The organism is Fibrobacter sp. (assembly GCF_045112255.1).
GTDB lineage: Bacteria > Fibrobacterota > Fibrobacteria > Fibrobacterales > Fibrobacteraceae > Fibrobacter.
Genome location: NZ_JBGUHR010000079.1, coordinates 26,098 through 52,848, shown reverse-complemented (window position 1 = coordinate 52,848; position 26,751 = coordinate 26,098). Strand labels below are relative to the sequence as shown.

The 26,751-nt window shown below is 47.8% G+C and carries 18 protein-coding genes and 1 pseudogene; 4 read left to right on the top strand and 15 right to left on the bottom strand.

All coding sequences use genetic code 11. The features are described from left to right. The 11 genes and pseudogenes from ACJMM9_RS10875 to ACJMM9_RS10825 all read right to left on the bottom strand — a co-directional run. A pseudogene (locus ACJMM9_RS10875) lies at nucleotides 1–816 on the bottom strand (hypothetical protein); the annotation flags it as partial. A 108-nt stretch (nucleotides 817–924) separates the two neighbouring features. Then, the gene (locus ACJMM9_RS10870; RefSeq protein ID WP_405326701.1) at nucleotides 925–4,218 is read right to left on the bottom strand and encodes a hypothetical protein; all 3,294 of its coding nucleotides are present in this window, start codon (nucleotides 4,216–4,218) and stop codon (nucleotides 925–927) included. Between the two features lie 261 nt (nucleotides 4,219–4,479). Then, nucleotides 4,480–5,709 carry a glycogen synthase gene (glgA, locus tag ACJMM9_RS10865; protein ID WP_405326699.1) on the bottom strand — a complete coding sequence of 410 codons (1,230 nt, stop codon included), beginning with the start codon at nucleotides 5,707–5,709 and terminating at the stop codon, nucleotides 4,480–4,482. Nucleotides 5,710–5,837: 128 nt separating this feature from the next. Next, complete coding sequence (locus ACJMM9_RS10860; protein ID WP_405326697.1) at nucleotides 5,838–7,085, bottom strand: alpha/beta hydrolase; 1,248 nt, start codon at nucleotides 7,083–7,085, stop codon at nucleotides 5,838–5,840. A gap of 245 nt (nucleotides 7,086–7,330) precedes the next feature. Beyond that, a complete protein-coding gene (locus ACJMM9_RS10855) occupies nucleotides 7,331–8,515 on the bottom strand; it encodes an alpha/beta hydrolase (RefSeq protein WP_405326694.1) in 1,185 nt (394 codons plus the stop codon). A gap of 222 nt (nucleotides 8,516–8,737) precedes the next feature. After that, nucleotides 8,738–9,304, bottom strand: a complete 567-nt coding sequence (gene folE / locus ACJMM9_RS10850; RefSeq protein WP_073425275.1) for a GTP cyclohydrolase I FolE — start codon at nucleotides 9,302–9,304, stop codon at nucleotides 8,738–8,740. Between the two features lie 136 nt (nucleotides 9,305–9,440). Continuing rightward, complete coding sequence (locus tag ACJMM9_RS10845) at nucleotides 9,441–10,031, bottom strand: nitroreductase (protein ID WP_405326691.1); 591 nt, start codon at nucleotides 10,029–10,031, stop codon at nucleotides 9,441–9,443. Nucleotide 10,032: 1 nt separating this feature from the next. Next, on the bottom strand, nucleotides 10,033–12,162 hold the full coding sequence (locus ACJMM9_RS10840; protein WP_405326688.1) for a hypothetical protein: 2,130 nt from the start codon (nucleotides 12,160–12,162) through the stop codon (nucleotides 10,033–10,035). A gap of 35 nt (nucleotides 12,163–12,197) precedes the next feature. Then, complete coding sequence (locus tag ACJMM9_RS10835) at nucleotides 12,198–14,930, bottom strand: hypothetical protein (RefSeq protein WP_405326685.1); 2,733 nt, start codon at nucleotides 14,928–14,930, stop codon at nucleotides 12,198–12,200. A 179-nt stretch (nucleotides 14,931–15,109) separates the two neighbouring features. Next, a complete protein-coding gene (argA, locus tag ACJMM9_RS10830) occupies nucleotides 15,110–16,468 on the bottom strand; it encodes an amino-acid N-acetyltransferase (protein ID WP_173354706.1) in 1,359 nt (452 codons plus the stop codon). A 72-nt stretch (nucleotides 16,469–16,540) separates the two neighbouring features. Then, a complete protein-coding gene (locus ACJMM9_RS10825; RefSeq protein ID WP_173354705.1) occupies nucleotides 16,541–17,356 on the bottom strand; it encodes an FKBP-type peptidyl-prolyl cis-trans isomerase in 816 nt (271 codons plus the stop codon). 170 nt (nucleotides 17,357–17,526) lie between these two features. Between ACJMM9_RS10825 and ACJMM9_RS10820 the strand changes: the two genes are divergently transcribed. The 3 genes from ACJMM9_RS10820 to ACJMM9_RS10810 all read left to right on the top strand — a co-directional run bounded on the left by ACJMM9_RS10820 (nucleotide 17,527) and on the right by ACJMM9_RS10810 (nucleotide 19,768). Next, nucleotides 17,527–17,775 carry a hypothetical protein gene (locus tag ACJMM9_RS10820; protein WP_405326682.1) on the top strand — a complete coding sequence of 83 codons (249 nt, stop codon included), beginning with the start codon at nucleotides 17,527–17,529 and terminating at the stop codon, nucleotides 17,773–17,775. A 188-nt stretch (nucleotides 17,776–17,963) separates the two neighbouring features. Continuing rightward, nucleotides 17,964–18,803: a bifunctional methylenetetrahydrofolate dehydrogenase/methenyltetrahydrofolate cyclohydrolase FolD gene (folD, locus tag ACJMM9_RS10815; RefSeq protein ID WP_088641522.1), complete on the top strand. Its 840-nt coding sequence runs from the start codon at nucleotides 17,964–17,966 to the stop codon at nucleotides 18,801–18,803. Further along, nucleotides 18,803–19,768: a hypothetical protein gene (locus ACJMM9_RS10810; protein WP_405326677.1), complete on the top strand. Its 966-nt coding sequence runs from the start codon at nucleotides 18,803–18,805 to the stop codon at nucleotides 19,766–19,768. The genes folD and ACJMM9_RS10810 overlap by 1 nt, the downstream gene beginning before the upstream one ends. A 29-nt stretch (nucleotides 19,769–19,797) precedes the next feature. Here ACJMM9_RS10810 and ACJMM9_RS10805 read toward each other — a convergent pair whose 3' ends face one another. The 3 genes from ACJMM9_RS10805 to ACJMM9_RS10795 form a co-directional block, all read right to left on the bottom strand. Further along, nucleotides 19,798–20,784 (bottom strand): SIR2 family protein, encoded by a 987-nt coding sequence (locus ACJMM9_RS10805; RefSeq protein ID WP_173468119.1) that lies wholly within the window; start codon nucleotides 20,782–20,784, stop codon nucleotides 19,798–19,800. A 115-nt stretch (nucleotides 20,785–20,899) separates the two neighbouring features. Next, on the bottom strand, nucleotides 20,900–21,607 hold the full coding sequence (locus ACJMM9_RS10800; RefSeq protein WP_405326674.1) for a histidine phosphatase family protein: 708 nt from the start codon (nucleotides 21,605–21,607) through the stop codon (nucleotides 20,900–20,902). 10 nt (nucleotides 21,608–21,617) lie between these two features. Continuing rightward, on the bottom strand, nucleotides 21,618–22,130 hold the full coding sequence (locus ACJMM9_RS10795) for a phosphatase PAP2 family protein (RefSeq protein WP_405326672.1): 513 nt from the start codon (nucleotides 22,128–22,130) through the stop codon (nucleotides 21,618–21,620). Nucleotides 22,131–22,324: 194 nt separating this feature from the next. Here ACJMM9_RS10795 and ACJMM9_RS10790 point away from each other — a divergent pair, with 194 nt between their 5' ends. Further along, entirely contained in the window at nucleotides 22,325–23,506 is a 1,182-nt protein-coding gene (locus ACJMM9_RS10790) for an acetate/propionate family kinase (RefSeq protein ID WP_405326669.1), read from the top strand. 133 nt (nucleotides 23,507–23,639) lie between these two features. Here ACJMM9_RS10790 and ACJMM9_RS10785 read toward each other — a convergent pair whose 3' ends face one another. Next, nucleotides 23,640–26,696, bottom strand: coding sequence for an Ig-like domain-containing protein (locus ACJMM9_RS10785; RefSeq protein ID WP_405326666.1), 3,057 nt, complete (start codon nucleotides 26,694–26,696; stop codon nucleotides 23,640–23,642). Nucleotides 26,697–26,751 lie beyond the last annotated feature (55 nt).

Sequence of the window (26,751 nt, the reverse complement as noted above, 5' to 3'; positions counted from 1 at the left end):
ATGTTTTGCAGCTTCTTCGCCAGAAATAGTTTCGTGTTCGGTATCCGTTTCAGGCTGTTTAAACTGGCTCCAATCAAAACATTGTGGCTCTTTTGAATGCACCACCTTTACCGATGGCAAGGCGTTTCCAAGTTTCCGATTGAGCGATTCCCCAAGATCCAGTTGCAAAGTCGTTCCAATGGATCCTGTATAAAGAACGCATAAACCATTCCAATTGGTCACATCGGCCGATAGCGCAGCGCCACTAGAATCAAAGCCCGCCACAAAAAAACCTATTTTAACAAAAGGATCGTATGTAAGGCTCCCTTTTGCAAATCGCACATCAGCCTCCAACATTCCTTCAAACTCAGGAACAACAAAATCTCCATCAATCCATTTAATAAATGATTCCCCGCCTTCCAAGGAATCGGTTTCAAAGAAAAATTCCCCAGCCCGGTCTCCAAATTTAGAGGAATCGTCTAAATAAACATTTGTTCTTACTTTACGATCTCGCCTCGACCACAAATCGCCCTCGCCATGGGAAGGGATGGAAAGGCAACCCCGCTCCCTCCAATGGCCGCTTACCTTGCATAGACTCAAATGAGATGAAGAAGAACTAGACTCCACCACAGATGAACTTGATTCCATTTCAGAAGAGCTGCTCTGTGCATTTAACGAAGAACTCGACACGTCTATTTCCAGACTGCTTGACGAATTATTTTTTGCAGTCCCTGCGCCAGGGTCGTCGAATGGTTCCGTAATGCTACCGTTTTCGCTTGAACACGCAAGCATCACAAGCGCAAACGCACCTAAGGCCATACAAAGTTTCTTGTTCATATCACGCCTCCTCATTCATAATGAATATACTCTAAAATTTATCACAAATCAACATGCAACAATCTGAAAATTCAAATTATTCACAAACATACACATTCAAGTCTACGTTTAAAACAAGTCAGGAACAAGCGAGCCACGCCTCCCATACGCCACCTGCATTGCGTCTTTCGGGGCAAAATCGACTCGGTAGAACTTTGCAAACTGGTGTACAACGACATTGCGAGCCAGAACACGACCATAAATAGCCTTTGAGACCTGTCCCATCGTAACAGATGCGATAGGTGCATAAATCGTGCCAGCCCACATGCCATCCAAAAAGAACCGTTGTGACGAATGATGTACAAGCTTAAATCCCTTAGCGACACTGACCCAATATTGGGTATTGCTTACAGGCTCACTGTTATAAGTATTCCAAATAATTTTTCCATTTGTATGGAGAACGGTCTCCCTACCCGGTTCTGCAAAACGAATCGTCGCACCCGCATCTATCTGTAGAAGAGATTCGACAAACATCCTGCCCGGTTCAATTATCAATGTTCCTCCAGCCTGAACGATCAACGAATTTAAAAGCTCTCTATCCTTCAAATGGTAGATTTCTCCATTTTGAACAATCTTGTTTTTAGATTTTGGGATTTCAGGCATATCTATAGAATAGGCGAAAATAAGACCATAAGGCCATTGCCTAAAAAAATGAAGATTAACATTTCCTTGTATCAAGGATCCATTCTGTCGTGAAAAACACTCAGAAATATCATGAGTTTTCAAAATCTTTTCAAGATCACCATCATATTTCAACATATCATCATGAGATATAGAAAAAGCGAACGCATTGAGATCTCCATGGACTACCGCAGAACTACGGGCAATAGACTTTTCTCGTTTATTAGGATAAGCCACAGTAATGGGGTTACTCACAAAATCAACATTACCAACATGTGCCCTAGCCCCGATACTAAGCGGCGTATATGAAACCCCATACGAAAAAACATCTTCATCGGCAGAAGCTATATTGCAATAGGAATTACTTTCTGTTTGAGTGTTATAGCATCTGACATTATCATTAATTTTCACATATTCACGCCCGAAAATAGCATAGTCTCCAGGAATATCCATATTTTCAATCGCAGGCGTACTCACAAATCTATTATGATAATCCACAAGGCCGTCAACATAGCCATCTCCGTCGTTATCCGGGTCAATTTCTGCATATTTTCCATCGCAGTCTTTATCACCAGTATCATTAAGTCCATAAAATGCTCGAGCAATAGGATTGAACATCTTGACTCCATCAATTATAGCATAATCACCATACCCATGCGTTACACCGCATTTCAGGTTATCCAGCGGCCGCGCAAATACCGTATATTCATAAATTTCACGTTTATCTTCTATACCGTCATTATCTGAATCCACCAAATTTGGATTCGTATGGAATCTGTTTACTTCTTCAAAATCCGTAATTCCATCACCATCAAAATCCCTATGGACTAGCTCATCAGACATCTGTACATTGCCATACGTAACATCAGGAATCAAATAAAACTTAATATCACGAGAATATAGTTCTGTGGGAATATTGCCTTCATTATCTACAAACGCATAATAAAACGCATAATTATCAGCCGCCCCTACGTAACCATAAATAACCATGACATGCTTCGGTATACTTACAAAAACAAGTTTATTATGGTCTATTGCATTCTTAACGGTTTCATAAGAAGGTGCTCCTTTAGTATAATTCAACTTTTCCACCTTCAATGCCCATTTCATAGCTTCAACAGAACCACCAGTGGGGTCGCCCGTTAATGGATCTAATGTTTTATAATCCATATCCCCACCTGAATTAAAAAACGGAGCTACATGAGAATCGTAATCAAGGATTTTTCCCTTATAAACAATTTCATCCTGAGTCAAGTTTCCGCCATAAAAATGATTCATGACTTGTATAGCGACTGCCCAGCACCTATTTTCTTCATGATATTCTAATCTATCCGCATCGACATTTGGCCTATCCCATGAATACTTACCTATTTCACCCAAGTATCCAAGGTTCAGCATTCTTGTATCCCGACGGGCCTTAATTCTTTCTATTTTAAGCTGTTTGTAAATACGCGTATCTATATCCGCCATAACAACCTGAACATTGTACATATTAGGGTATTCAGTACCATCCCCATCCTTTGACACCATCGTAAACTCTTCATCTCCAATCACGGTCCAAGAATAATTCCCCTGATTAAGAGGTAGCACAACAGAAGTTTTCGACGTTGTTTGGTTATATACATCACTACCATTTTGATCACGTACAATAACTCTGTACGTTTCTACCCCATTTACAGGGAGCCAACTGAAAAGCACTTTGTTTTCACCAGGAATCTGCTTAACAACATGTTCGTTTGGAAATGTCATGATTGGCAATGGAGTAGAAACAACTTTCGCCGGATCGTCGTTACTCGTGAAACTAAACCAGTCGTTCGTTTCTACACCTGATTTTTGGGGATTAAGGCGGAAGTACGTATTTTTAGTATAATCAGCGTTATGCAGTCGGACACGCTCTTCAGCAGGGAAAAAATCCTGAGAGTCTTTCCACAATCCCGCTCCAATTGCGGCAGCGGAGTGAGTTCCTGCCTGGCCCCACGCAACATACGATACCATAGATGAATCTTTTTTCAACATCGCCTCACCAACATCATTCCAGTCAAAATCAGGCAAGACCAATGTTTTTGAAGATTCGCCACAAGCAGCTTGGCTCTGACAAATTCGAATAACGTCACCTGCAGCGAGAGAATCATTTCCAAGAGAAAATTCAGATTCGCTAGAGCCAACAAGCTTAAGATCGGACAGTGCAGCCGTAGACTTGCCGACATTCTTTAGTTCCAGCCAAGAATGTTCAGAAAACTTAAGTCCAGAAATTTTAACATTCATAGATCCAGGCTTTTCTTGTACATTCGGCATTTCGCCAAAAATAACATCATCTCCCGAAAGCAAAATGATCTTCGTATTTTTCACAAACGATGAAGAACTCTGATAGCTATAATCCTGAGTTTTACCCCGAATGGGATCTTTACGCAACGCAAGACTAAATCCGGCCATATCAGGATAATAGCCAACCGGTATTGATGGGATACTCAGTTCAAAATATGCAAGATTATCATTTATGTTTGACGAAGATACAGTCGCATTGGATAAATAATATTCTTCAACAACATACGGTGCTTCTGTCCTATGGAAATAATAACGCAATTTAGCGTTATTGATAGGCGACCCAGAATCATTGTTTATTCGTATTCGAACACCCGTTATATCAGGATTATTCTGCTGCTCATCGTAAAAATCTACAGAGATGGCAAAAATTTGGCTCACCATAAATAAAGCAAGCACTATGCTTTTTATCTTCATCACACTCAACCCATTTTATTTATAATACAAGCGTTGAAATTTTCAACAAGCTCATTATAAATATATGACAAAATAACTAAAATAAACAACAAAACAAATAAAAAGCAAAAAGCACAAAACTGTAGTGTTTAAAATTTATTCAAAATCGCTTGTTTGTTTAGTTTTTTTTTACAAAATAAGTATTTTTTTTGTAAGCACCTACGATGATTATACAAGAAAAGGTGGCTTGTGGGCCACCTTTTTTTTTCGCTTTTCCAGAAGGCGCTATCTCTTGCCTTCGCGCTTGTAGCGTTCGATGCATTCCTGATAGAAGTCGAAAGTCTGCTTGGCAATCGTCTTCCAGCTGAACACGTCAATAGCGCGCTTGCGGCTGACTTCGCCCATCTTCTTTGCAAGTTCCGGATTTTCGAGAATCTTGTTAAGCTTGTTCGCAAAGTCCGTCTGAAAAGCCTTCGGGTCAGCCGGTTCAAAGTTCGTCTCGGACACGGCCTTGAGCGGCACGAGGTAACCCGTTTCGCCATCGACGATGATTTCCGGGATGCCACCAACAGCGCTACCCACAACTGGCGTTCCGCAGCTCATGGCTTCGAGATTGATGATGCCGAACGGTTCGTAGAGCGACGGCGTTGCAAACACGGTTGCATGGCTGTAGAGCACACGAAGTTCCGTATGCGGCACAGCATCCTGAATCCACACGACACCATCGCGCGTCTTCTGAACTTCTTCAATCAAACGCTTGCATTCGTCAGCAAGTTCCTGCGTGTCCGGCGCACCAGCGCAAAGCACCACCTGGGCATTCTTGTCAATCTGCGGAATAGCCTGAATAAGCTGGCTGATGCCCTTCTGGCGCGTAATGCGGCCCACAAAAAGCACGAACGGACGCTTCGGATCCACGCCCCACTTCTTCAAGATTTCTTCATCGAATGTCGGCTTGTAAAAGTCCGGATCGATACCGTTGTAGATAACCTTCACGCGGTCTTCCGGCACTCCGTACAACTTCATCACATCGCGCTTCATGCCTTCGCTCACGGCAATCACGCCGTCAGCGGCTTCGTAAGCGGTGCGTTCAATCCAGCAGCTCATGTTATAGCCGCCGTCACCGAGCTGTTCGGCCTTCCACGGACGGTGCGGTTCAAGCGAATGCGTCGTAAGGATCAGCGGGCACTGCAAAAGGCGGCTTGCCACCACGCCACCGAAATGGCTGTACCACGTATGGCAATGAATCACATCGATATCCTTGAGCGAGGACATCCACTGCAAATTAATATCGAGCGGCTTCAAGATTTTCTTGAAGCGTTCGTCTGCCGGATTATGATCAAGCTTCTGGCTAAAACCAATGGCTCGGATATTGTCTGCATCATCGTTCTGAGGGCCAAAGCAACGTGCTTCGATGTGGCAGAGCTTGGAAAGTTCCTGGCTCAAGAACTTAACGTGGATACCTGCACCGCCATAGATTTCTGGCGGGAATTCATTAGTAAGAATAGCAGCGTTCATAGTACAGCAAACAGTGTTTAGTGGACAGGGGTTCGGTGAATGTCCGCAAACTGTTTTCGTGAATAATTATAAAAAAAACACCTCGACCGCACGGATCGAGGCGCTTGGTGTTTGGAGTGTTTAAGTGATTAGAAGTTCTTGCACTGGCCCTTCCAATGGCCACGTTCACCGACAATTTCACCGTTGATATACTTGCCACTCGTACCGACGAAATCAGCCTTGCGGTTGTCTTCGCCACCGAGGTGCCAACGCATCCAGGCAACCGTTGCAGCCATGCCGCCCCACGGGCCGGAACCATGGCCCCAGCCGCATTCGCCCTGCTGGCATTCATTACCCTGGCCGCCAGTCATCTTGATAAGGCATGCCGGAGCCTTGACGCCCTGGTTGTTATAGTCCGCTTCGGCGTTCGGGCGTTCCATGCCACCTTCGCCATAAACGATACCGATAGTCTTGCTTGTTGAAACCTGAGACATCGCCGTATGTCCGAGGTCGCCGCTGTTGTTGAGCATAGCGGTAATCACGCGATCGTCCTTGATGAGGGCCTGTTCAGATTCGAGGCCGCCCATCGAGTGACCGGAGCAACCGACCTTCGTCAAGTCAAGCTTCTGGTACAACGGATCATTCGGATCCTTGTTCTTTTTATCGAGCCAGTTGAGGGCCGGAATCGCCTGAGTAGCGTTACCCGGAGATTCGCGGAGCGCAATCACGACAAAACCGTGAGAAGCCAAGCGACGGATAATTCCACCGTATGCACCCGGTTCCGTGCCGCCACCCGGGCCCCACACGACAACAGCGTGCTTCTGATCGTTCGAAAGCTGTTCCGGATAAGCAAGGATTCCACCGCCATCGTGGCCGGTGCGTTCAATGTACTTGACCTTCAGCTGATCCTTCGTTTCGTCCGTGCCTTCGGCGAGGAAAACGCCCTTCGGCTTCGGAGCTTCGCTCGAACTAGATTCGACCTTCTTTTCGGAGCTAGAGCTTTCAACCTTTGCGGAACTGGAAACGGGAGCGACATCGGAACTAGAGGCCGGAGCAGTTGCAGAGCTTGAAACAGGGGCCGCAACAGAACTGGAGCTTGTGGCAACATCTGCGGAAGATTCTGCGCCCGGAACGACAGCACTGCTAGACTGCACCTGCGGTCCAACATCCGCACTGGAACCCGGAACAATTTCGTCACCACCCTGCTGAACTGCAGAGCTAGAAATTTCTGTACCGGTGGCACCCTGAGAGTCAGAACTATCGCCCGGCAGAGCTTCAGCTGAGCTAGACGAAAGGATTCCATAATTCGGAATCGACGGCAATGCTGCGTCATCACCGCAATTCAGGAAGACCAATGAACTGGCCAACACCACCGTTTTTAAGAGTTTAGATTTCATTTTGTTCTCCTATTTTTACCATAACCTGTATATAAGCTACCTTATAATTTTGCGGATTTCCCACGTTTCGAATAAAGTCTCGTGGATAAAAAATCCAAAGTGCAAAATCTCAATCTATAAGAAAAGGCATCGGCAATTCAAGACGTGTAAGGAGATGCCCGCAGGCATGACACTATAAAGAAAACGTCTCGATCGAAATGACCGAGACGCTTGGTTGTTGGAGTGTGGAAATGATTTTGAATGGATTAGAAATTCTTACATTGGGTTTTCCATTTGCCCTGCTTGCCGATGATATTTCCATCGATATACTTGCCGCTCGTGCCCACAAAATCCGCCTTGCGTTCCGTTTCGCCACCGAGCTGCCAGCGCATCCACGCAATCGTTGCCGCCATGCCATCCCAAGATCCGGAACCGTGGCCGTAACCGCCTTCGGAATTGTTCTTCGGGCCGCCCGTCATTTCAATAAGGCAAGACTTGATATCCTTTGCCGTTTCGTAATCCTTGATAGCGTTCGGCTTTTCCATGCCAACTTCACCATAAAGCACTGCAGCCGTCTTTTCTTTCGGGAAATTCTTGATGACACCGCCATTCTTGTCGCCGCTGTTGTTGAGGAATGCGGTGAACACGCGCTTGTCCTTGATGGCCGCCTGCTCCGATTCCAGGCCGCCCATCGAATGCCCGGAGCATCCGACCTTCGTCAATTCAAGCTTCTGGTAGAACGGGTCGTTGGAATCCTTGTTCTTGTTTTCAAGCCAGTCAATTGCCTTGGTTGCCTGCGTTGCATCGCCCGGAGAAACGCTCAACGCAATCACGACAAAACCGTGCGAAGCGAGCCTGCGGATCATGCCTTCGTATGCGCCCGGTTCCGTGCCGCCGCCCGGACCCCACACGACAACGCCGTGCTTCTGATCGCTAGAAAGCTGTTCCGGGTAAGCCAAAATGCCCTTGTTATCCCAACCCGTATTCGTCTTGTAAACGACCTTCAATTGATCCTTTTCTTCTTCCTTGCCACTCGCGAGGAAGATGCCCTTCGGGGCTTCGGCACTGGAGCTGGATTCCACCTTCTTTTCGGAGCTAGAACTTTCCACCTTCGCAGAGCTAGATTCTGGAGCATTCTCGGAGCTGGAACTCAACTGCACAGCGGAAGAACTTGAAGCCACGTCACTTGAGCTTGGCTGTATGTCAGAAGAGCTGCTTGGCGCAGTTTCGGAACTAGCCGGGGCCGCATCGGAACTCGAGGCCGGCGCAATCTCGCTAGAAGAGCTTTCGGCAGGCGCCCCTTCAGAACTGGAACTTTCAGCCGGCACTTCTATGCTGGATGAAGAAATATCGCCCGTAGGTGGAAACGGAGAAGTTACAGGATCATCCCCGCAGTTGATAAAGGCAATGGCACTTGCCAAAACTGCGCCCCTAAAAATCCTTGATTTCATTTTATGCACTCCTTTTTTACCAAGACCTTAATCCCATCCTTCAATAAAATACCCACAAAAAAGCCCCGTGATCATAGTCACAGGGCACGTTTCGTTGACAAAAAGTCCAAAGGCTAAAAAGGAGATTCCCCGTTAGGGGAATGACGTGCAAGGTTAGACAGCACGAACGCTTGCGTTCGTATTGGACAACCGCAGCCGTCAAGCCACGAAGTGGAATGACAACTAGCGCGGGGCGTAGATGCGGGACATGAACTCGGCGCGGGTCTTTTCGTCCGTCTTGAAGCGTCCGAGGAGCTGCGTCGTGACCATCATGGCACCCGGCTTTTTCACGCCGCGCATCGTCATGCACATGTGCGAGGCTTCGAGAACCACGGCAACGCCCTTCGGCTGGAGCACTTTCTGGATGAGTTCGGCAATCTGGCGCGTCATGCGTTCCTGGATCTGCGGCATGCGGGCGTAATATTCCACCACGCGCGGAATTTTCGAGAGACCGACCACGCAATCGCCCGGGATGTAGGCCACGTGAGCCTTGCCCGTGAATGGCAAGAAGTGGTGTTCGCACATGCTTGCAAACTGGATGTCCGGCACGATGATCATTTCATCGTACTTCTCGTGGAAACGCGTCTTGAGGATGTCCTCGGCCTTCATTTCGCCCGTAAGGCTAGTCATGAGTTCGGCGTACATCTTAGCAACGCGCTTCGGCGTATCGATAAGGCCTTCACGGTTCGGGTCTTCGCCCATGCCTTCCAGAATCATCCGGAAGCCGTCTTCCATTTTCTTAAAATCCATAATGAACCCGCAAGCTGTGAGGTATGAGGTCGGATGCTCGGTATCCTCCGATGTACAGAATGCACAAGAATCACCGAGACGGGGTAAAGATAGAAAAAAGTTAAATTGAAAATCTCTAGTAACTGCGGCAAAGCCGCTACACAAACACGACTTCGTTGCCTGTGCGCGGCGTTTCCGTGCGGTTCGGAAGCCCGCTTTCGGTGTCAGCGTAGCCAATCGCGACAGAAGCGTACACGCGCTCGTCTTCCTTAAGGCCAAGGCTGCGCAAGTATGAGAGAAGTGTCGGGTCTTCGTTCAGCCACTTGAGCTGATTGATGTAGCAACTGCCAAGGTCGAGTTCATTTGCGGCAAGCATCATGTTCTCGACAGCGCAGGCGACATCGGCCATGTTGTTGCCATATTCCTTCTTGTTTGCAACCACGATAAGCACAGGCGCCGTGTAGCAGAAAGAATAATTGCCTTTGCGCGAAAGCGTGATAGAATTCTTGAGGCTCTTATAAAGGTCGTCGCGGAGTTCCATCGCGGCAAAAGCGGACTGCACAAGTTCCTTGAGCTTCGCAATCACCGCCGCATCCGAAATCACGAAAAAGTGATTACCTTGTGCGTTACCGCCCGTAGGGCCAAATTGCCCTGCTTCGGCGATGGCATTCAACTTTTCGATTTCAACAGGCTGCGCCTTGAACTTGCGTGTACTGCGACGGGTCTTGATAGCTTCAAGTGTATTCATTTTAGTCCTCTTTTTTCTCTACCTTTTTCGTATAGCTCACATTCATTATAATATAATCATCCCAGCCGCTTTTTTTCTTGCGATTCCACAAGAATTCCTTAAATCCGTACAGGACATTATCAACTTCAACTTCGTAAGTATTATTGTCGATGAACCTTCCCTTGGAAAACGGCTTCTGCCCGATAGAATCCATGGTTTGCAGCTTCACGGAATCCTTCGATGACGCAACGATTCTAGCCCATTCATAAGTCTTATTTTCATCATACACGCAACCATACATAGACTGGGCGGAATCGCTCCACAGAACAAACATCCCGACACGATCAACAATGCAGAGATTCGAATAATTCTCTTTGTAGCGATAAAGTTCCCTTTCCTGAATTGTCGATGCACTCCAGTGATTCGAAGACTGGATATCGGACGTTCCAACACGGCAAGTAAAGTATTCCTCTCCATACTTCTTTATTTCTGACGCACGATTTTCATCACAGACATAGCCTTCCAGCACAGGCTTAATAACTTCATCCTCAGAAACTTCGCTCCATTTCCCGTCAGCGCAATAAAAATATCGGCCGTCATATTTCTTATACGTCGAATCCGACTTCCAGTCACACAGCTCGCCCTTCGCTTCTGGAATGGTAATATAGGACCAGCCATCATAGCCACATTTGTAATAGTTCCCTTCCGGCATCATACCAATCTTGCCAAAGTTACCACCAGGGCAAACGCCCATATGGAACGCCAAAGAATCTATCTTGACCCACTTGTAATTAGAGCATTGTACATACAAGCTATCTAACTGTTTCACAGCGCCGCCGAAATGGAGCACCTCTTTGCATTTGCCAAAGCGTTCCGTCGCCAGCAAGTCCAGATTCTTCGCATAGGCAGAATCACCAAGCGAAAGGGCTTCGACAACTTTCCATTCGCACTTGTCTTTATCCTCGCAGTAGCATACAAAAGAAGTATCCTTTATATAAGCCGACTTTCCTTCCATGCCATAGCGTTCGGAGCAAACGCCATACTTAAACATCATCAAGGTATCTATATTCGATTCCTCTTCCCATTGATGTGCACTATTCCTGCAAACATAGTAGGTGCCTTGATACTCTGCAATTTTTGTTTCACCGTGAACACACGCCCCAATAGAATCTTCAAGAGGCGTCTGTATGCGCCATTTGTGATAGAGATAGCTATTTGAAGGATTATAAAGTTTATCACTCACTAGAGACCGTCCATAAAACGCGCTGGACTTCTTTTCAATTTTCACCGTCGAATCTCTTGACCAGGAACATTTCAATCCATAAGCGTTCTGGAAAAACAACGTATCCAAATCTCTCAGACCTTCCGACGTATCTCTAGAAACGCCTTCAAAAAGGTATTTTTCCTTATCGCCAGACGACAGTTCGAATGTCGCAAGCCACGCATCCGCAGCGCGAACAATCATGGACGAATCGATCGTTCCCTTCTTAGCAAATTCATCGCGGAATTCCTGATAATCACTGTAAAAAACGCTATCCGAAATTTCATGCCTGCAAACAACATAAGGAGCAAGCACGTTCCATCTTTCCATTTCCCGGCTATAGGCATCCTTGTAATTTGAAAAATTGTTGGCGCGATAGCTAGCCATATTGATATTGAGCGTTGTCCCCAATTCTTCATACGCCTTATCCTCGGCGTCTTCGATACTGTAGTTTTCTTTCCGCACCAGAGTTTCTATGCGGCTTGCCACAAGCGCTCCGTGCAAGACAAGCCTCAAATTTTCGTTATAGCCAGACAAGCGCACGTATTGCGAAAATTCCATCAGCTTGTTATTCGACGTCGGGAAAAAAGCCACGATTTTCACAAACGGAACATCATATTCCCGGGAAGCAACGCCAAAATTATAATAGCACAAGTTGATATGATGCTCAGTCACTTCAAATGAATCGAGCGCATTCAGCTGATAGTCTACAGGGACCACCATAACTTTTTCTGGCTCTATATAAAGCAAATATTCTACCGACCCTTTCAACATTGTCGGAGAAAACTTATGACCATCGCTATTATATCGAGCGACAATTTCATCAGGTCCACCAGAACACGCAACAAGCCACAACATCGCAAAAATAAAAGCTACATACTTCAATTTCATTTTTTCTCCTTTAGCATCAAATACAAATTACAAAATCAATCATCCTGGACACACAGCGTTTGCACCATCGGGTACAGATCCTTCGGGCAATCTACAATGCGGCGGTCCTTTTCATTTTTGTAAATATGCCACGCAGCTTCATAGCACAGCTGAGTTTTTTCATCCTTCTCGGAACTCGTCCAGAAAATATCAAAGAAAATGGTATTGTCGCGATTGCATCCGATCTTGTTCATTTTATAATTCCACAGGACCGGGGTATCGTTACGGATCGTCATGTCATAAGTTTTATACGCAACAAAATCATCCTGCATAAACTCTTCCGAAGAAGGAATGTGGAAGCCCTCTGGGCAGAATGCACTTGCTCGCTTCCAGTCCATGAAAGCGTCTTCATTATAGCGCGCCACATAGACAGAAGTATCAACATCTATGGTCGTATCAGAGCACTCGCTGCATTTCTTTGCCCAGGATTTCCAGCTTGCAAAAAAGCCGTCATAGCTTTCGCTCTTATTCTTTATGGAATCAATCTGGACTTGCTCCGTTCCTCGTTCGCTATGCAAGAAAAGTCTTTCATTGTAGAAATAGGCATCATAACCTTTACCCGCAATGACCACATGGGAAAGCGGCCAGTTCTTCTCGAAAATCGAGAAACGGTAAGCAACGCCATCCACAGTCACCGTATAAGCGGAATCACGGTCCACCACGCCGCCAGCAAACTTCCTTTTTTCAAAGGACTTCGGCATCGTATAATTTAAACCGGGTGCAAGATAAATCTGCGTCCAGTCATATCCCGTTTTGCCTTTTAGGCATCCAAAAAAGGATGAACTTTTTTCATTCCAGTAAAGGCTCTTTTTCGAAATCGTGTCACAGCTACCCAAACTATCGCGATAGTACAGCAATGCAGATTCAACAGCAGGCATTTTTCTCCACTGGTTCACATAGCCGCACTCATAATAAGCGTCCCCGTATTTCTTTACCGTTCCATACAGATCGGGTGTACAGATATGCCCATCCCTTTCTGGAGGCAACAGCGAATCATTTTCAACCGGGTACCATCTATAGAATAAGTCCCGATTATCGCATTCATAATATGCACCATCATAAATCACTTTTAAATTTTCACGATCGCTATTGCACACATCCATATTGATCACTGGAGGGATTGCCTCAGCGCTATCCAGTTTGTTCCAGAAAGTCACAGATTTGCTATAGCCATTTTTATCAAGCTTTGTTCTTGTATAACATGCAAAATAATCGTCGCCATATTTCTTGACATAAAGTGCACCCACTTCTATGGAATGGCATTCCTCGTCCAAATAAGCGGGTTCCGGAATTTCGCTCCAATTTCCGCCAACCACTCCATATTCTTCATAGTCCTTACAAGCGTAATACACGCCTTGGTGTTCTCCCTTTGCATTCTCTTCAGAGCACATGCCCAAGTAATAATCCAAAGAATCCACGACTTCCCATTTGTTGTCCTTCTTAGAGCACAATACATAATCGTCATTGACCTTCTTTATCTCGCCATACAGTTTTTGCCCGCACAAGCCAAACTCGCGTATAGCATTTGCAATAACATAGGAGGGATAAATTGGATCATTTTTTTTAATCACCGATTTTGCATACTTATCCGTCCAGGCACATTTTTTATCTTCACAGATACAGACGAACAGGGAATCGCCCACATAACCGGCACGGCCAATATTCATGGCTGCGCTACCGCAAGTTCCATAAGTCTGTTTCAATATGGTATCACGATCCGTTTCTTCTTTCCATTCCACCGAGCCTTTTGCACAGCGGTAATACTTTCCTTCATGTACGACGATCGAGTCCTTCCGGGAATAGCATATGCCAAGCGAATCGTCAAGCGGCATAGCCAATCGCCAAAGAGATTCGGACTTATCGTAAATAAACTTGCGACCATTAAACTGGCTTAGCTTATTATCGATCTTTGCAGGCGAATTCTCATTCCACAAAAACTGGATTCCATATACACTCGCAAAAAATTCACTATTAAAACCATTTGCACCAACAGACGAATCACGCGAAACGCTTTTGAATTTCACATAGCCATTTTTATCTGTCACCACTTTAAAAGTCGAAAGCCACACATCCGCAGCATGGACAAGAAATGAAGAATCTACAGAGCCTTTTTTCGCAAAATCCTTGCGCAGTTCCTCAAACGTTTTATAGAACAGACTGTCCGAAATTTCGTACTGGCAATAAATAAATGTCCATGACTTTTTCATTAACATTAAAGAATAATACTCAGACATGTCCGAAGCTAAACGGGAAGCTTCTTCTTTTTCTTTTATAATATCAAGCGCCATGATAAGTTCTGCAACAGCCTGAATCCGGGCGCTGTCGAAACTGCAATCTTTTTCACGCACCAGCTCTTCAGTACGCTCTGCAGCGAGAGCTTCAAACAAATTTAATTTCAGGTTATCATTACGTTTATCCAGCCGCACATATTGAGGGAATTCCATTTCAGTCCCATTGTCCTGCTCAAAAACAGGTACAATCTTTACAATCGGGTATTCATAGTCACGGGAGCCAACTTCAAATGCACGGTTCTTCGAGTTGCCGGAATCCACCGAAACCTCGAAGGAATCAACAGGATTCAGCAGCTCATCGACATTTACGACCTTCACATATTTCGGAGCCATCGCCGGTAAATAATCTATCGTTCCCTGCAATTTTGTAGGAGAAAAACGGACTCCCGTCGCATCCTCACGATAAAGGATTTCATCTTCGATATCGGAACATGCCACCAGACTAAGCGCCGCAAATAGCGCTAACAAAAAAACTTTCTTTAAATACATTTTTATCCTACATTTTTTTTAAATATACAAACTACAGTTCGAACAGAGTATATAAAAAAGACAATCCGGCCTAATGGCCGGATGAAATGTATGGCGCAAGACGCGCTCAGTCTATAAATGCGCGCGGATTATTTTTCCAGCGGAAGCATCAAGATACGCGACTTGCGCTTTTGATTGTAATGCTCGCGCTTGCTCTTTGGCAACTCTTCGACAGTGCCGTCTTCAAATCCGAGCTGGTAGAACCAATCGAGAGCCTGTGTCGTAAGCAAGAACAGCTTCTTGTAACCCTTCATGCGTCCAAGAGAAATCAAGTGACGCACAATCGCTTCGCCGATGCCCGACTTGCGGTAGTTCGCACCGACAGCAATACCAGCGACTTCGGCCATGCCGTCTTCGAACGCGTGGAGCGCACCGCAGCCATGGATGCTATTGTCAATGCTGTAGACAACATAATCATCAAGCTTTTCAGAAATGGAATCCTGCGTACGCGGCACGAGATAGCCCTTCGCAATGTAGTCCTGCATGATGCGGAGGATATCCGGGATGTCTTCGATTGTCGCCGGACGAATGCTGGAGTACTGGTTAGCATACACCATGGTTCCGTCACCGCGGGCCGAGAACACTTCCTGCAGCACACTGCCCTGAAATTCACCGCTCAACAAATGCACACGGTTCGCGCCAGCTTCGCATGCATGAATGGCGTTCATCAAGTAATCCATCTGCGCAAAGTCGAGCACATCGGAATTGAGTTCCAGAAGTTCCTTCGCCTGGTCCACATCCATTGCAGAAATAAGCCCGTTGTCCGTCGGTTCCAGGTGTTTCGTATTCTTGCCTGTCACAAGACCTTCGAGCTTGATGCCGCTTTCACTTCCAATAAAGAACAGCTTCCCGACTTTAAGGTACTTGCAAAGTTCAGTAGCAAGTTCCGTACTCGAAATATTGTAGGCGCGTCCAATCTTGTTCCAGCCAATCGGTGGGATAATCGGCACGAACTTCTCGTTCATGAGCTGTTCCAAGAGGTCGCGCTGGATGCGCTCGATGCGGCCGGTGCGCATGTAATCGACACCGTTAATCACGCCCATGCTGCGCGCCAAAATCCAGTTGCCCTGGATGCCGCTGAGGCCGCTTGCCGTGAGGTGGCTCATGATGCGCTGAGCCACTCCCAAAGACGCCTGCTCCACAAGCGGGAGCGCCTCTTCGTTCGTGAGTCTTACGCCGTTATGAAATTCCGTCTCAAGGTCCCAGGCCTTGAGCTGAGCGTCGATGCTATTTCGCGTTCCCGGCACGATAATGATGCGAATGCCCGCCTTGTGCAAAAGGGCGATATCGCGCATCAGCACGGGGAACATCGGATGGTCCATCAGGCTATCGTCAATCTTCAGGACGAAAAGCTGGCCCTTGAACCTATCCATGTAGCCAAACACTTCCCGGATGAACCCGGCCACTTCAAAGTGCTGAGAATAAAAATCGGACGCTGCGTTATTCATGTGCTAAAAAGTAGCAACAGAAAAAGCGAAGGACAGAAAATCCTTCGCCATTTGAACAAAAATTCGGCATTTTTACTTCGCCGGGAAAACCTGCAACAGCTCCACCTCGAACACGAGGAGCGAATTGGGCGGAATTGAAGGCGGAGCGCCAGCCTCGCCATAGGCAAGCGAACTCGGAATCCAGGCTTTCACCTTTTCGCCGACCTTCATTTCCAGGAGCAGATCCTGCCAGCCCTCAATCACGGAAGTCACCGGGAATTCCATCGGGGCACCGCGCTTGACGCTATTGTCAAATTCGGTTCCGTTGAGGAGCGTACCCACGTAATGGACCTGGACCTTGTCGGTTGCCTTGGGCTTAACGCCTGTACCTTCCTTGAGCATTATATATTGCACACCCTTCTTTGTGACCCACACTCGCGGGTCCTGGATGTTTTTCGCAAGGAACGCCGCCTGATCGCTAAGCGCCTTACGGGCAGCAGCAGCTTCATCGACCTCCTTCTGGATCTGCATCTGGTTGAGCAAATCCTGAAGCGCCACTTCGGACTGCGAATCCGTCATGAGGATTTCACGGGTAGAATCGATAACATCTCGCATGGCACCGATAAGGACTTCGAGCTTTACCGGCACGTTGATATTGGAAACGGCCTTGCCAAAGTCAACACCGAGCGCATAGCTGTAACGGTCAACAGCGTTGTCCAGAAACACCTTCTGTTCTTCAGCCGGTTTCGGTTCGGGCACAGGCACCAAGTCAGGAACGACAGGTTCATTGACCGCAGGCGCATTCACCGGGGTAGCAACAGGATCAACAACTGGTGCTGGTTTACTACCACCACAGGCGACAAGCGCTCCCACTCCCAAAATTATCGGAAAATAACGAAAAACTTTCATAAAAAACGGATCCAATCCTAATTTAAGTTCCATTAAAATACCTTTTTATACACAAAAACGCCAAAAAATGTGCTTTTTGCCACATTTTTTTTGTAAATGTAAATAAAAACACACAGGTCCCCTTTAAAAGAACTTATTTTTTTACTACTTTTACACTCAAAGGTAAAAAAATGAAAAAAAGCTTTAAGTGTTATATCGATTCTGCAACAGCACAGAAAAAGCTGTTCGACGAATCCATCGGTAGCGTTAAAGACTCTCTGGTCAGGACTATTTCGGAATCTACTTCCAATAGCTGCAATGTGCAACTTTTTAAGAAGCCGGAACCGGCTTACTCGACTACGGGCTGGCTCAAGGGCGCCCTTTCCTATCCGTGGGCAATCGTAAGCCTCATCATCCCGTCGATCCTCGAAAACCTTTAATTAAAGCTCATCATTTCATTCCAAGACGCCCGCCCCAAGCGGGCTTTGCTTTTTTTAAAGCGTCTTTTTATTTGTCATGCCCGTCATCTATTTGTCATGCCCGCCATCGAGCGGGCATCTCCTTTTTTAGAAAAGATCCCTTTAGCGGCGAATCCAAATTTTTTAAATTTGCAAAAAACGGAGATTTTATGGCAGCACTCATTCTCGATGGCAAGGCTCTTGCCAAGACTACTGAAGAAGAACTCAGCGCCCGCGTGGCAAAGCTCAAGGAAAAGACCGGCAAGACCCCGATTCTTGCAACGATTCTCGTGGGCGACGATCCGGCTAGCGCCACTTACGTCAAGATGAAGGGCAACGCCTGTGCCCGCGTCGGCATGGAAAGCATCCGCGTGGTGATGGACAAGAACACCACGACCGAAGAACTCCTCAACAAGATTCAGGAACTCAACGAAAACCCGAACGTGCACGGCATCCTCTTGCAGCACCCGGTTCCGCGCCACATCGATGAACGCGCCGCATTCGAAGCTATCGACGCCCGCAAGGACGTAGACGGCGTGACCTGCCTCGGCTTTGGCCGCATGTCCATGGGCGAAAAAGCTTACGGTTGCGCAACGCCGGCCGGCATCATGCGTCTCCTCAAGGCTTACAACATTCCTCTCGCAGGTAAGCACGCCGTAGTCGTTGGCCGTAGCGCCATCCTCGGAAAGCCGATGGCCATGATGCTCCTCAACGCCAACTGCACCGTGACCATTTGCCACAGCAAGACCGAAAACCTCCCGGAATTTGTGAAGCAGGCAGACATCCTCGTGGGTGCTGTCGGCAAGCCGGAATTCATCAAGAAGTCCTGGATCAAGCCGGGTGCAGTCGTCGTGGACGCCGGTTACCATCCGGGTGGCGTCGGCGATATCGAAAAGGGTCTCGAAGAAGTCGCATCCGCATACACTCCGGTTCCGGGCGGCGTCGGTCCGATGACCATCAACACCCTCATCTACCAGAGCGTGGAATCCGGCGAATCGTTGATCAAGTAATGTTCAACGCGACGCGACAGATAAAGCAATTGAAAGGCGCCCTCGTGGCGCTTTTCGCTTTATGCACTTTGTGGTCCGCGCAAGCTTTTGCCGCCTCCGAGCTCAACAAGCAGATGGTGCGCGACATGAAGAAATGCGGCAGCACCACCGAAGAAGTCACTTGCGTTGTCGAAGGGAAGGACGGCTGGCTCTTTTTACAAGAAAGCCTGCTGAATGCCACCAAACGCTGGAACGACAACACGCCACAGATCATCGCGTTCAAGGACTCGCTCGAAGCCCGCAACATCAAGCTCATCGTCGTCCCCGTTCCAGACAAGCTCTTGGCTGTACCCGAGCTGTATTCCGACAAGGCGAAAAAAGGAATCAAGCTCCCGCAATACAAGAAGTGGGTCGAGAAGCTCCGCATGCATAGCGTCACCGTCATCGACGCACTCGACAAGATCAAAGAACTCCACAAAAATCTGGGCACCGAAACGCCCATGTTCGAACCGTACGAAAGCCACTGCACTGGCCATGCGAGACTCGTGCTCGCCAACATGGCAGCCGATTCCATCGCACCGCTCCTCTACGGCATGAACCGCAAGCGCTACCCGATGCACGATACCATTGTCGATGGCACCGGAAACCTCTACGACTTGCTCCACGGCGATGAAATTGAATACAAAATAAAAGAGCAAAAAGTCCTGGGCACCGACGGCTACAAGTATCGCGGCTCCAAAAAAGCACCGATTATCGTCATCGGCGATAGCAATGTAGACCAGGGCAAATCCTACGGAGCACAAATCGGCGCGTACATCGCGGCAGCGACAAGCGTCGAAACGTATTCCATCAGCAAAGTCGGCGGCGGTAACATCGGCCCGCAAATGTTCAAAGGCAAAAAGAGCTTTTTAGAAGGCAAAAAAGCCGTCGTCTGGGTATTCGACGGCCGTGAACTCTACGGGCATTTCAAAGCGCCGGAATTTTAATTTCCATAAACCCGGCAAGCACAAAGGGCCTACTTCAGTTTCTCTAAAAATTCCTTCGCGTCGCAGGATTCGACGAGTTCTTCGCCGAGCAGTTTCTGCAAGCGCTCTAGGTCATGACGGCCATCGTGTTCAAATACAACGACTTTCTTGAAGCGGTCACGGTGGCGCAACAGGAATTCCAGATTGTTGATATCCGTCTTCGGGAAACCGTAACCGATAAAGTAAATCTCTTCGGCATTTTTCAAATAGTAATCGGCCTTGGACCATAGCAAGTTGAAAAGGCTCCCGCGCAAGAACGATTCCTTGGCATGCGCCATCGGAATGAAGATGGGAGTATCTTCGCAGTAGATGGGGAAACTGCGGTCTTGCGGTTCGACTTCGCAAACGTTTTTCAAGTCGAGTTCATCACTTGCGCCCTTGACCGGGAACCAGTTGAGCGAACCGTGCAATTTGACAAGGTCAATCGTCCGAGTTTTCTTTCCGCGTTTTGCCGAGCGGTCGGCAGGGTCGATTTTCACGCCGTAATCGACAGAAACTTGTTCGCAAAGTTCCTTGTCCTTGGCAATCGCCGTTTCAATAAGCGTGTCGTAATTGAACGAGAGCAAGAGCGTCTCGCGGGAACCCGATGCTGAATCGTTTTCGCACGAAACGAGGAACTGTTTGAGAATCGCGGCGGCCGATTCGTCAAGCACATCGTTATCGCGACGGATGACGCTTGCGATAAAGCGCAACAGTTCAAAGCGGAGCGACGCATGGTAAAGACGTTCGCGCTCGCCCGGGAAAATCTGTGCCGAGAGAATCGATGTCGCCAAAGGTTCAATGCCCAAGTAATCGCTATCGCCGTTGCAGAGCGTCAAAAAGCGTTTGCAGTAATCGCGAAAATGCGGAAACTCGTCCGGGATTCCAAAAGGGATAAGCTCGTTCAAGTCGCGGAGCGTGGGCATCTGCGGCGAGAAGGACTTGCTGAAACCAGAACCCAGTACAAAAATACGGCGATAACAATTCGATTGCATCATACCGTTAATGTATAAAAATAGACGAAAGAACGCTTCGCTCTCAGACTAGAGACTAGAGATTATTTAATAAGATATTTCTTTCTTCTTTCGTCTGTAGGACCGCAGGTACGTTCTTTCAACTAAATAGCAGCCAGCCCGTTTCCATGGCGGTAATCGGCGTGACTTTCACATTGCCGTTTTCGGGAACTTCAAAAGCAAGCCCCGTCAAAAAGTTCATCCAGCATTTCGGTTCGAACTTCAATCCGCAAAAATGCGAAAGACATGGTACAACCCAGGCATCATGCGTCACAAAGACATTGAATCGCGACTGAGCCTTTTCAAACATCATCTCGCGCATCTGCTCGGCACGTTCATGAAGCGGCCAGAACGCGCCATGCTCACCCGATTCCAGCCACTTGCAGATTCCTTCGTAAAAGCCCTCTCGCAAAGTCTGCTCATAAGCAGGCACATCACGGACAAAGAAATCGCCCAGTTCAACAAGCGGCGTGACATTTACACTGTCCGCAGCAGCACCCGATGCAACTCCTGGAATCGAGAAGTTTCCAAAGCCAGCGAGTTTGCGGCCTTCGCTAATGCACTTCGCGGTTTCCATGCAGCGTCCGACCGGACTCGAAAAGTACACGGCATCGCCAAATGCCGGAATCATTTTTCCAAGCGCTACCGCCTGACGGCGCCCACGATCCGTAAGCCCCACATGCGCACCAAAGTCCTTGTCGCCGGGCGTGATGTGGTTGCGTTCGGCATGGCGCAAGAGCAAATAAATTTTAGAGTTCCAGTCAGCCTGGGCAAAAAAGTCAGAAAGCTGTACGAAGTCGTTAGTCATTGGTCGTTGGTCAGGCGCCGATTGCAGCAGACAGCGGAACCCAGATAGCATGTCCAAGAGCAAAGCTCAAGATTCCAAGCAAGAACCCGCCCAGAATATCCGAGATCCAGTGAACGCCAAAGTACACACGCAAAAGGCCCCATGTAAATGGCAAGAGAATCATGAACCAGCCATACTGAGGTACACAATAGAACACCGTACTTGCAACGGCCAGATTGTTCATCGTATGCCCAGACGGGAAACTATACTTGTCCAGCGGCGGCACTTCGGCGGTAATATGCGGAATGGCATCAAACGGGCGCGAACGCTTGACTTTCAGCTTCACCACCCAGTAAATCAAGAGGCTCAACGCAAGCGACACTAACGCCTGCCAAAGGATCGGGAGAAAACTATCCCACCCTACTTTCCAAATAAGAAACACAATGAAAAGTGCCCAAATGTAACCATCTCCCAGGCGCACATAAAGACGAAGCCAGCGGTTCGTCTTTTCCGAAAAGTGGCGGTTTGTCCAATAAGCCGACACCCGGTTATCAAATTCTATAATTTTCCTAAACATCCATTTAAATGTAGTTAATAAAATCCTATTATTTACAAAAAGAGGTGACGGTCATCTGGTTTGTTCTACACTTCATCGGTGAAAAATGCTGTGAAGGGTAAAAATTTAAACAACCTAAGCCCCAACCGCTAAACATTAATCTCTAACCACCGGTTATAACTATGCGCGTACTCGTTTTAAACTGTGGCAGCTCCTCCGTGAAATTCGCTGTCATCGATACAAAAACCAAGGAATCCATCGCAAGCGGCCTCGTCGAAAATATCGGCGTGAACGGCCACACGAAGGCCAAGGGTCCTGAAGGCAAGATTGACTTCAACTTCGACTGCCCCACGCATGCCGAAGCTGTGGACCAGGTCAAGAAGTTCCTTGATGCACAGAAGCTCACGGATACGATCGAAGCCATCGGTCACCGCGTCGTGCATGGCGGCAAGTACATCAAGAGCGAAAAGGTCTCGCAGGAAGTCATCGACTACATCCGCAGCATCACGCTTTTTGCCCCGCTCCACGAACCGGCCCACGCTACCGGCATGGAATGCGCCACTAAGTTCTTCCCGGGTCTCCCGCAGGTCGCCGTGTTCGATACGGCTTTCCACCAGACCATGCCGCAGAAGGCATTCCTCTATGGCATTCCGTACAAGTTCTATGAAAACGACCGCATCCGCCGTTACGGTGCACACGGCACAAGCCACCGCTTCGTGACCGCCGAAGCCTGCAAGGTTCTCGGCACCAAGCCCGAAGAAACCTGCCTCATCACGGCCCACCTCGGCAACGGCTCCAGCTGCTCCGCCATCTTGAACGGCCAGTGCGTCGATACCACGATGGGCTTCACACCGCTCGAAGGCCTCATCATGGGCACCCGCTCTGGAAGCCTCGACCCGGCCATCCTTTTCTACATCGCAAAGAAGTACGGCAAGGAATACGGCACTATCGACCAGCTCGATCACCTCGTGAACAAGGAATCTGGCTTGCTCGGCCTCTCCGGTCTTTCTAACGATATGCGTACACTTACGCAGGCTGCAAGCGAAGGCAACAAGCAGGCCCAAATCGCGCTCGACGTCTTCTGCTACCGCCTCACCCGCGAAATCGGCGGCCTCGCCATGGCTCTCCCGCGCATTGACGCTATCGTCTTCACGGGCGGCATCGGCGAAAACAGCTTCTACGTCCGCAAGCAGGCTCTCGACAACCTGAAGCTCCTCGGCTATCAAGTCGACGAAGAACGCAACCTCAAGAGCGGCAAGGAATCCAACCACCTCATCACGAAGGATGGCACACCGAAAGCAATCGTCGTTGCAACAAACGAAGAACTGCTCATCGCTCTCGACACTGAAGCATTGGTGAAATAGTTAGGAATTAGGAGTTCGGATTTCGGAATTGAATTCCGAATAAGAAACTCTTAATTTTAAATTGTAACAAAGAAAGTCTCCGCGATTGCGGAGACTTTCTTTTAATTCCTACTTCCTAATTCAGAATTCCGAATTAACGAATCGTCCATGTCTGGTTGTTGACGCGGAGGATCTTGCGGCCCTGCACCTTGGCAGAAGCGTTCATCACCTCAGCCGGGTTCACCGGGAGCTTTGCATTCCAGACCACGCGGCCCTGCATATCGATCATCTTAACGGCGCCACGCTTTGCCATCACAGCATTCTGCCAGCTCGCCTTCGGCTGTGCAAGCTGCGGCTTAAGTCCAATAGGCGGCTTGCCGACGATGATATACAAAGGAACGGTCACATTCTGCTTGCTCGGGTCAGAAACCTTCACGCCGATACCAAACTTTTGATCGTCCTTAAGCTTGACCCCATCGTTTGCCTTAACCGTAAGCACAGAACCATTCATCGAAATAGTCAGGTACTTCGTCAAGACGCTTGTTTCATTCGGTGTATAAGTCAGCTTGTCACCATCAGGATCATAGACAAGCGAATCAAGATTCCACTTGACCGTCCAGCCACTATTCGCGACATAGGCCGTATCACCATGCACAACAACAGGCTTGTCGTTCACAGGTGTGATGTTCACGCAGAACTCAAAGCTCTTGGAGCCAGACTTCTTGTCCGTTGCAGTTACAACCACATAAGCCTTGCCCGAGGAATCCTGGACAGAATTGATTTCAAGAATCCCCTTGTCCGTAATTTCAACCTTAAGCTTGCCATCCTTGCTCTTTGCAGAATAGGTCAGCGGGTCGCCTTCCGGATCCTTGAACCAGGAAGCAACGACATCCTTCATGTACTTCAAGGCCTTCGAAGTCGGGAAGTCTTCCGTGACGGTAGTATCGAGCGTTGCCGGCTTTACGACGACGGTCGGGAGCATATTACGCTTTTCGACCACGATAGTCACAATGGCTGGCTTAGACTTCGTACCGTTGATCACATCATAGTAACCAAAGTAATCAACACCTTCAAAGCCTTCTTCCGGAACATACTTGAAACTGCCATCCTTATTGAGGGTAAGCGTTCCGTGAGCAGGCAACTGGGCAACTTCGGCTTCCATGCCCTTCGTTACACCTTCAGGATAAGTATCGTTGGCAAGTACGCCCTTCTTTGCATCTACCGTAAGAGCGCTATCGTTAAATGTAGTGTACTCGTCCTTTTCCGCATGGGCAACGTCCTTCGGCGCAACAAGCTTGACATAAAGGTTGACACCCACAGAGTCAAAGCCATCCGTCGCATAGAAGAAGACCGTAGCAATGCCATTCGCACCCGTCACCGGCTTTAGAGAAATATAGTGGTAATTTGCATTTGAACTATCAACATCTGCGACAATCTTTGTACCGGCAGCTTTATAGGTAAACTTCTGCGAACCGTCGCTCACTTCGATATCGCTAAAGGTCAAAGACTTTGTCGGGATCTTGATTTGCGATGTGGTATCTTCATCGAAGTCCGCATCAATAACCAGCGTATCCTTGATGAACGCGCTATCGAGCACTGTAACTGTAGGAGCGTCATTGACCGGTTTTACGTGGATAACGACAGTTCCCTTGTTACTAATCATATCGTGATTGTCCAGTTCCACAAGCACATAGGTAAGCGTATCGTCACCGTAGAAGTCCTTTTCCGGCGTATAGGTAAACGCACCCATCTGGTCAAAGCCAATCAATGAACCATGCTTGGTTGAGTCAATCGGAATGACGACAAAGTCATCCCCATCCGGATCCGAGCACATGACCTTAAGACCGCGAAGGAACGGAACAATAAGGGATTCATCTTCATTGACGGTGTACGAGGTATCGACAACTACAGGCGCCCTGTTCATATCCTTGATTTCAATAAATATCCTACTGTAGACAGAAGCTTCCTTATCCGCCGCATAAACAGCAATGAGTATCGTAGTATCCTTCTTAACGCCTGTAGGAACAATCTTAAGCGTATCATTCAAAGTAGCCTTGTCAAGCGGAGTCAAGACCTTGACCAACGGAGCCGACATGTCAACAACAAATGTGAGCTTATCATTATCTTCGTCAGCAAACATCTTGGAAAGCGGAAGCTTGAGCGTATCCACCTCGTCGATCTTTATCGTCTGGGCGACATCGTAAGGTTCAAGAACTTTAGGCGGATGGTTTTCTGAAGGAGGATCATCCGGACAATCCGGGTCACCCGGGCAAATCGGACCTTCCCCGACATCCTTGATCGTGACATTGAACAGAGCCTTTATGGATTCCCCGCCCATCAAGGCATAAACAGAAAGCAGGAAGGTCGTGTCCTTATCGACATTTCTCGGAACATAAACAAGTTCGTCTTTCAAGATTGGCGCACCCGTGGGCTTTACCAAAGTCAACAAATTTGCCGGCAAGGAGGTCGCAATCGTAATCTCGGCACCTTCATCTGCGGCAAAGACCTTCGAAAGGTCGATCTTCAAGGAATCCGTGTCGTTGACCGTTATTGACTGGGTCTTGTCATAAGGTTCAAGAACCCTAAAGCCCGGTTGAACCGTCGATTCGCATTCACCGAAAGAGAATGCAGAAATGGTAATGACGTTCTTGTTCCTGTTTGCGTCACTAGCATCAATCTGCTGTGCAATGCCGGCCTTGTAGCTAATCTGGATGGCCAACTGCTTTGTCAAATCCAGATTAACCTTCTGGCCCCAGCCTTCTTCCTGGGCGAATTCCTGGAAGGTAAGGTATTTCGCCGAAAAATCTGTCGAAGCCGGAAGGACGACGCCGTAGTAGTTGTAGTCCGTAATCGTAGACTGCTTCAAATCCAGACGGAACGGACGATCAGCCTTGTAAGTAAAACAAAAACCAGAATATGCCGAAAGATCTACCGGAACATCTTCGCTATTGGCCTGCTTCCAGGTAAATCCGAAACCTGCTGTACTGTATTCTTCAGAATTGAGGTCCAGCGTCGCAGAAAACTGCATGTATCCTTCAGCAGTAATATCACGTACGCCCGATGCATTCGGCTGTGGTTGCGCATAGCTATACCAATATGCCGGCTGCATATCATTGCCTTTCGGCTTATCATAACTCCAAACCGTCGGACCAGCATAACCCATCGTCATGCCTGCCAACGCCATCACCATTGACAAAGATAGCGATTTCATTTTTCAAACTCCTCTCAAGTTAACACCATGACCCATCAGGATAAATCTATATTAT

Excerpts from the sequence above, each read along its gene's own strand:
- folE (WP_073425275.1), bottom strand. The coding sequence starts at position 9,304 with ATGGATTTTAAGAAAATGGAAGACGGCTTCCGGATGATTCTGGAAGGC.
- ACJMM9_RS10845 (WP_405326691.1), bottom strand. The coding sequence starts at position 10,031 with ATGAATACACTTGAAGCTATCAAGACCCGTCGCAGTACACGCAAGTTC.
- glgA (WP_405326699.1), bottom strand. The coding sequence starts at position 5,709 with ATGAACGCTGCTATTCTTACTAATGAATTCCCGCCAGAAATCTATGGC.
- ACJMM9_RS10785 (WP_405326666.1), bottom strand. The coding sequence starts at position 26,696 with ATGAAATCGCTATCTTTGTCAATGGTGATGGCGTTGGCAGGCATGACG.
- ACJMM9_RS10825 (WP_173354705.1), bottom strand. The coding sequence starts at position 17,356 with ATGAAAGTTTTTCGTTATTTTCCGATAATTTTGGGAGTGGGAGCGCTT.
- argA (WP_173354706.1), bottom strand. The coding sequence starts at position 16,468 with ATGAATAACGCAGCGTCCGATTTTTATTCTCAGCACTTTGAAGTGGCC.
- ACJMM9_RS10855 (WP_405326694.1), bottom strand. The coding sequence starts at position 8,515 with ATGAAATCAAGGATTTTTAGGGGCGCAGTTTTGGCAAGTGCCATTGCC.
- ACJMM9_RS10810 (WP_405326677.1), top strand. The coding sequence starts at position 18,803 with ATGTTCAACGCGACGCGACAGATAAAGCAATTGAAAGGCGCCCTCGTG.
- ACJMM9_RS10790 (WP_405326669.1), top strand. The coding sequence starts at position 22,325 with ATGCGCGTACTCGTTTTAAACTGTGGCAGCTCCTCCGTGAAATTCGCT.
- ACJMM9_RS10805 (WP_173468119.1), bottom strand. The coding sequence starts at position 20,784 with ATGATGCAATCGAATTGTTATCGCCGTATTTTTGTACTGGGTTCTGGT.
- ACJMM9_RS10800 (WP_405326674.1), bottom strand. The coding sequence starts at position 21,607 with ATGACTAACGACTTCGTACAGCTTTCTGACTTTTTTGCCCAGGCTGAC.
- ACJMM9_RS10840 (WP_405326688.1), bottom strand. The coding sequence starts at position 12,162 with ATGAAATTGAAGTATGTAGCTTTTATTTTTGCGATGTTGTGGCTTGTT.
- ACJMM9_RS10860 (WP_405326697.1), bottom strand. The coding sequence starts at position 7,085 with ATGAAATCTAAACTCTTAAAAACGGTGGTGTTGGCCAGTTCATTGGTC.
- ACJMM9_RS10820 (WP_405326682.1), top strand. The coding sequence starts at position 17,527 with ATGAAAAAAAGCTTTAAGTGTTATATCGATTCTGCAACAGCACAGAAA.
- folD (WP_088641522.1), top strand. The coding sequence starts at position 17,964 with ATGGCAGCACTCATTCTCGATGGCAAGGCTCTTGCCAAGACTACTGAA.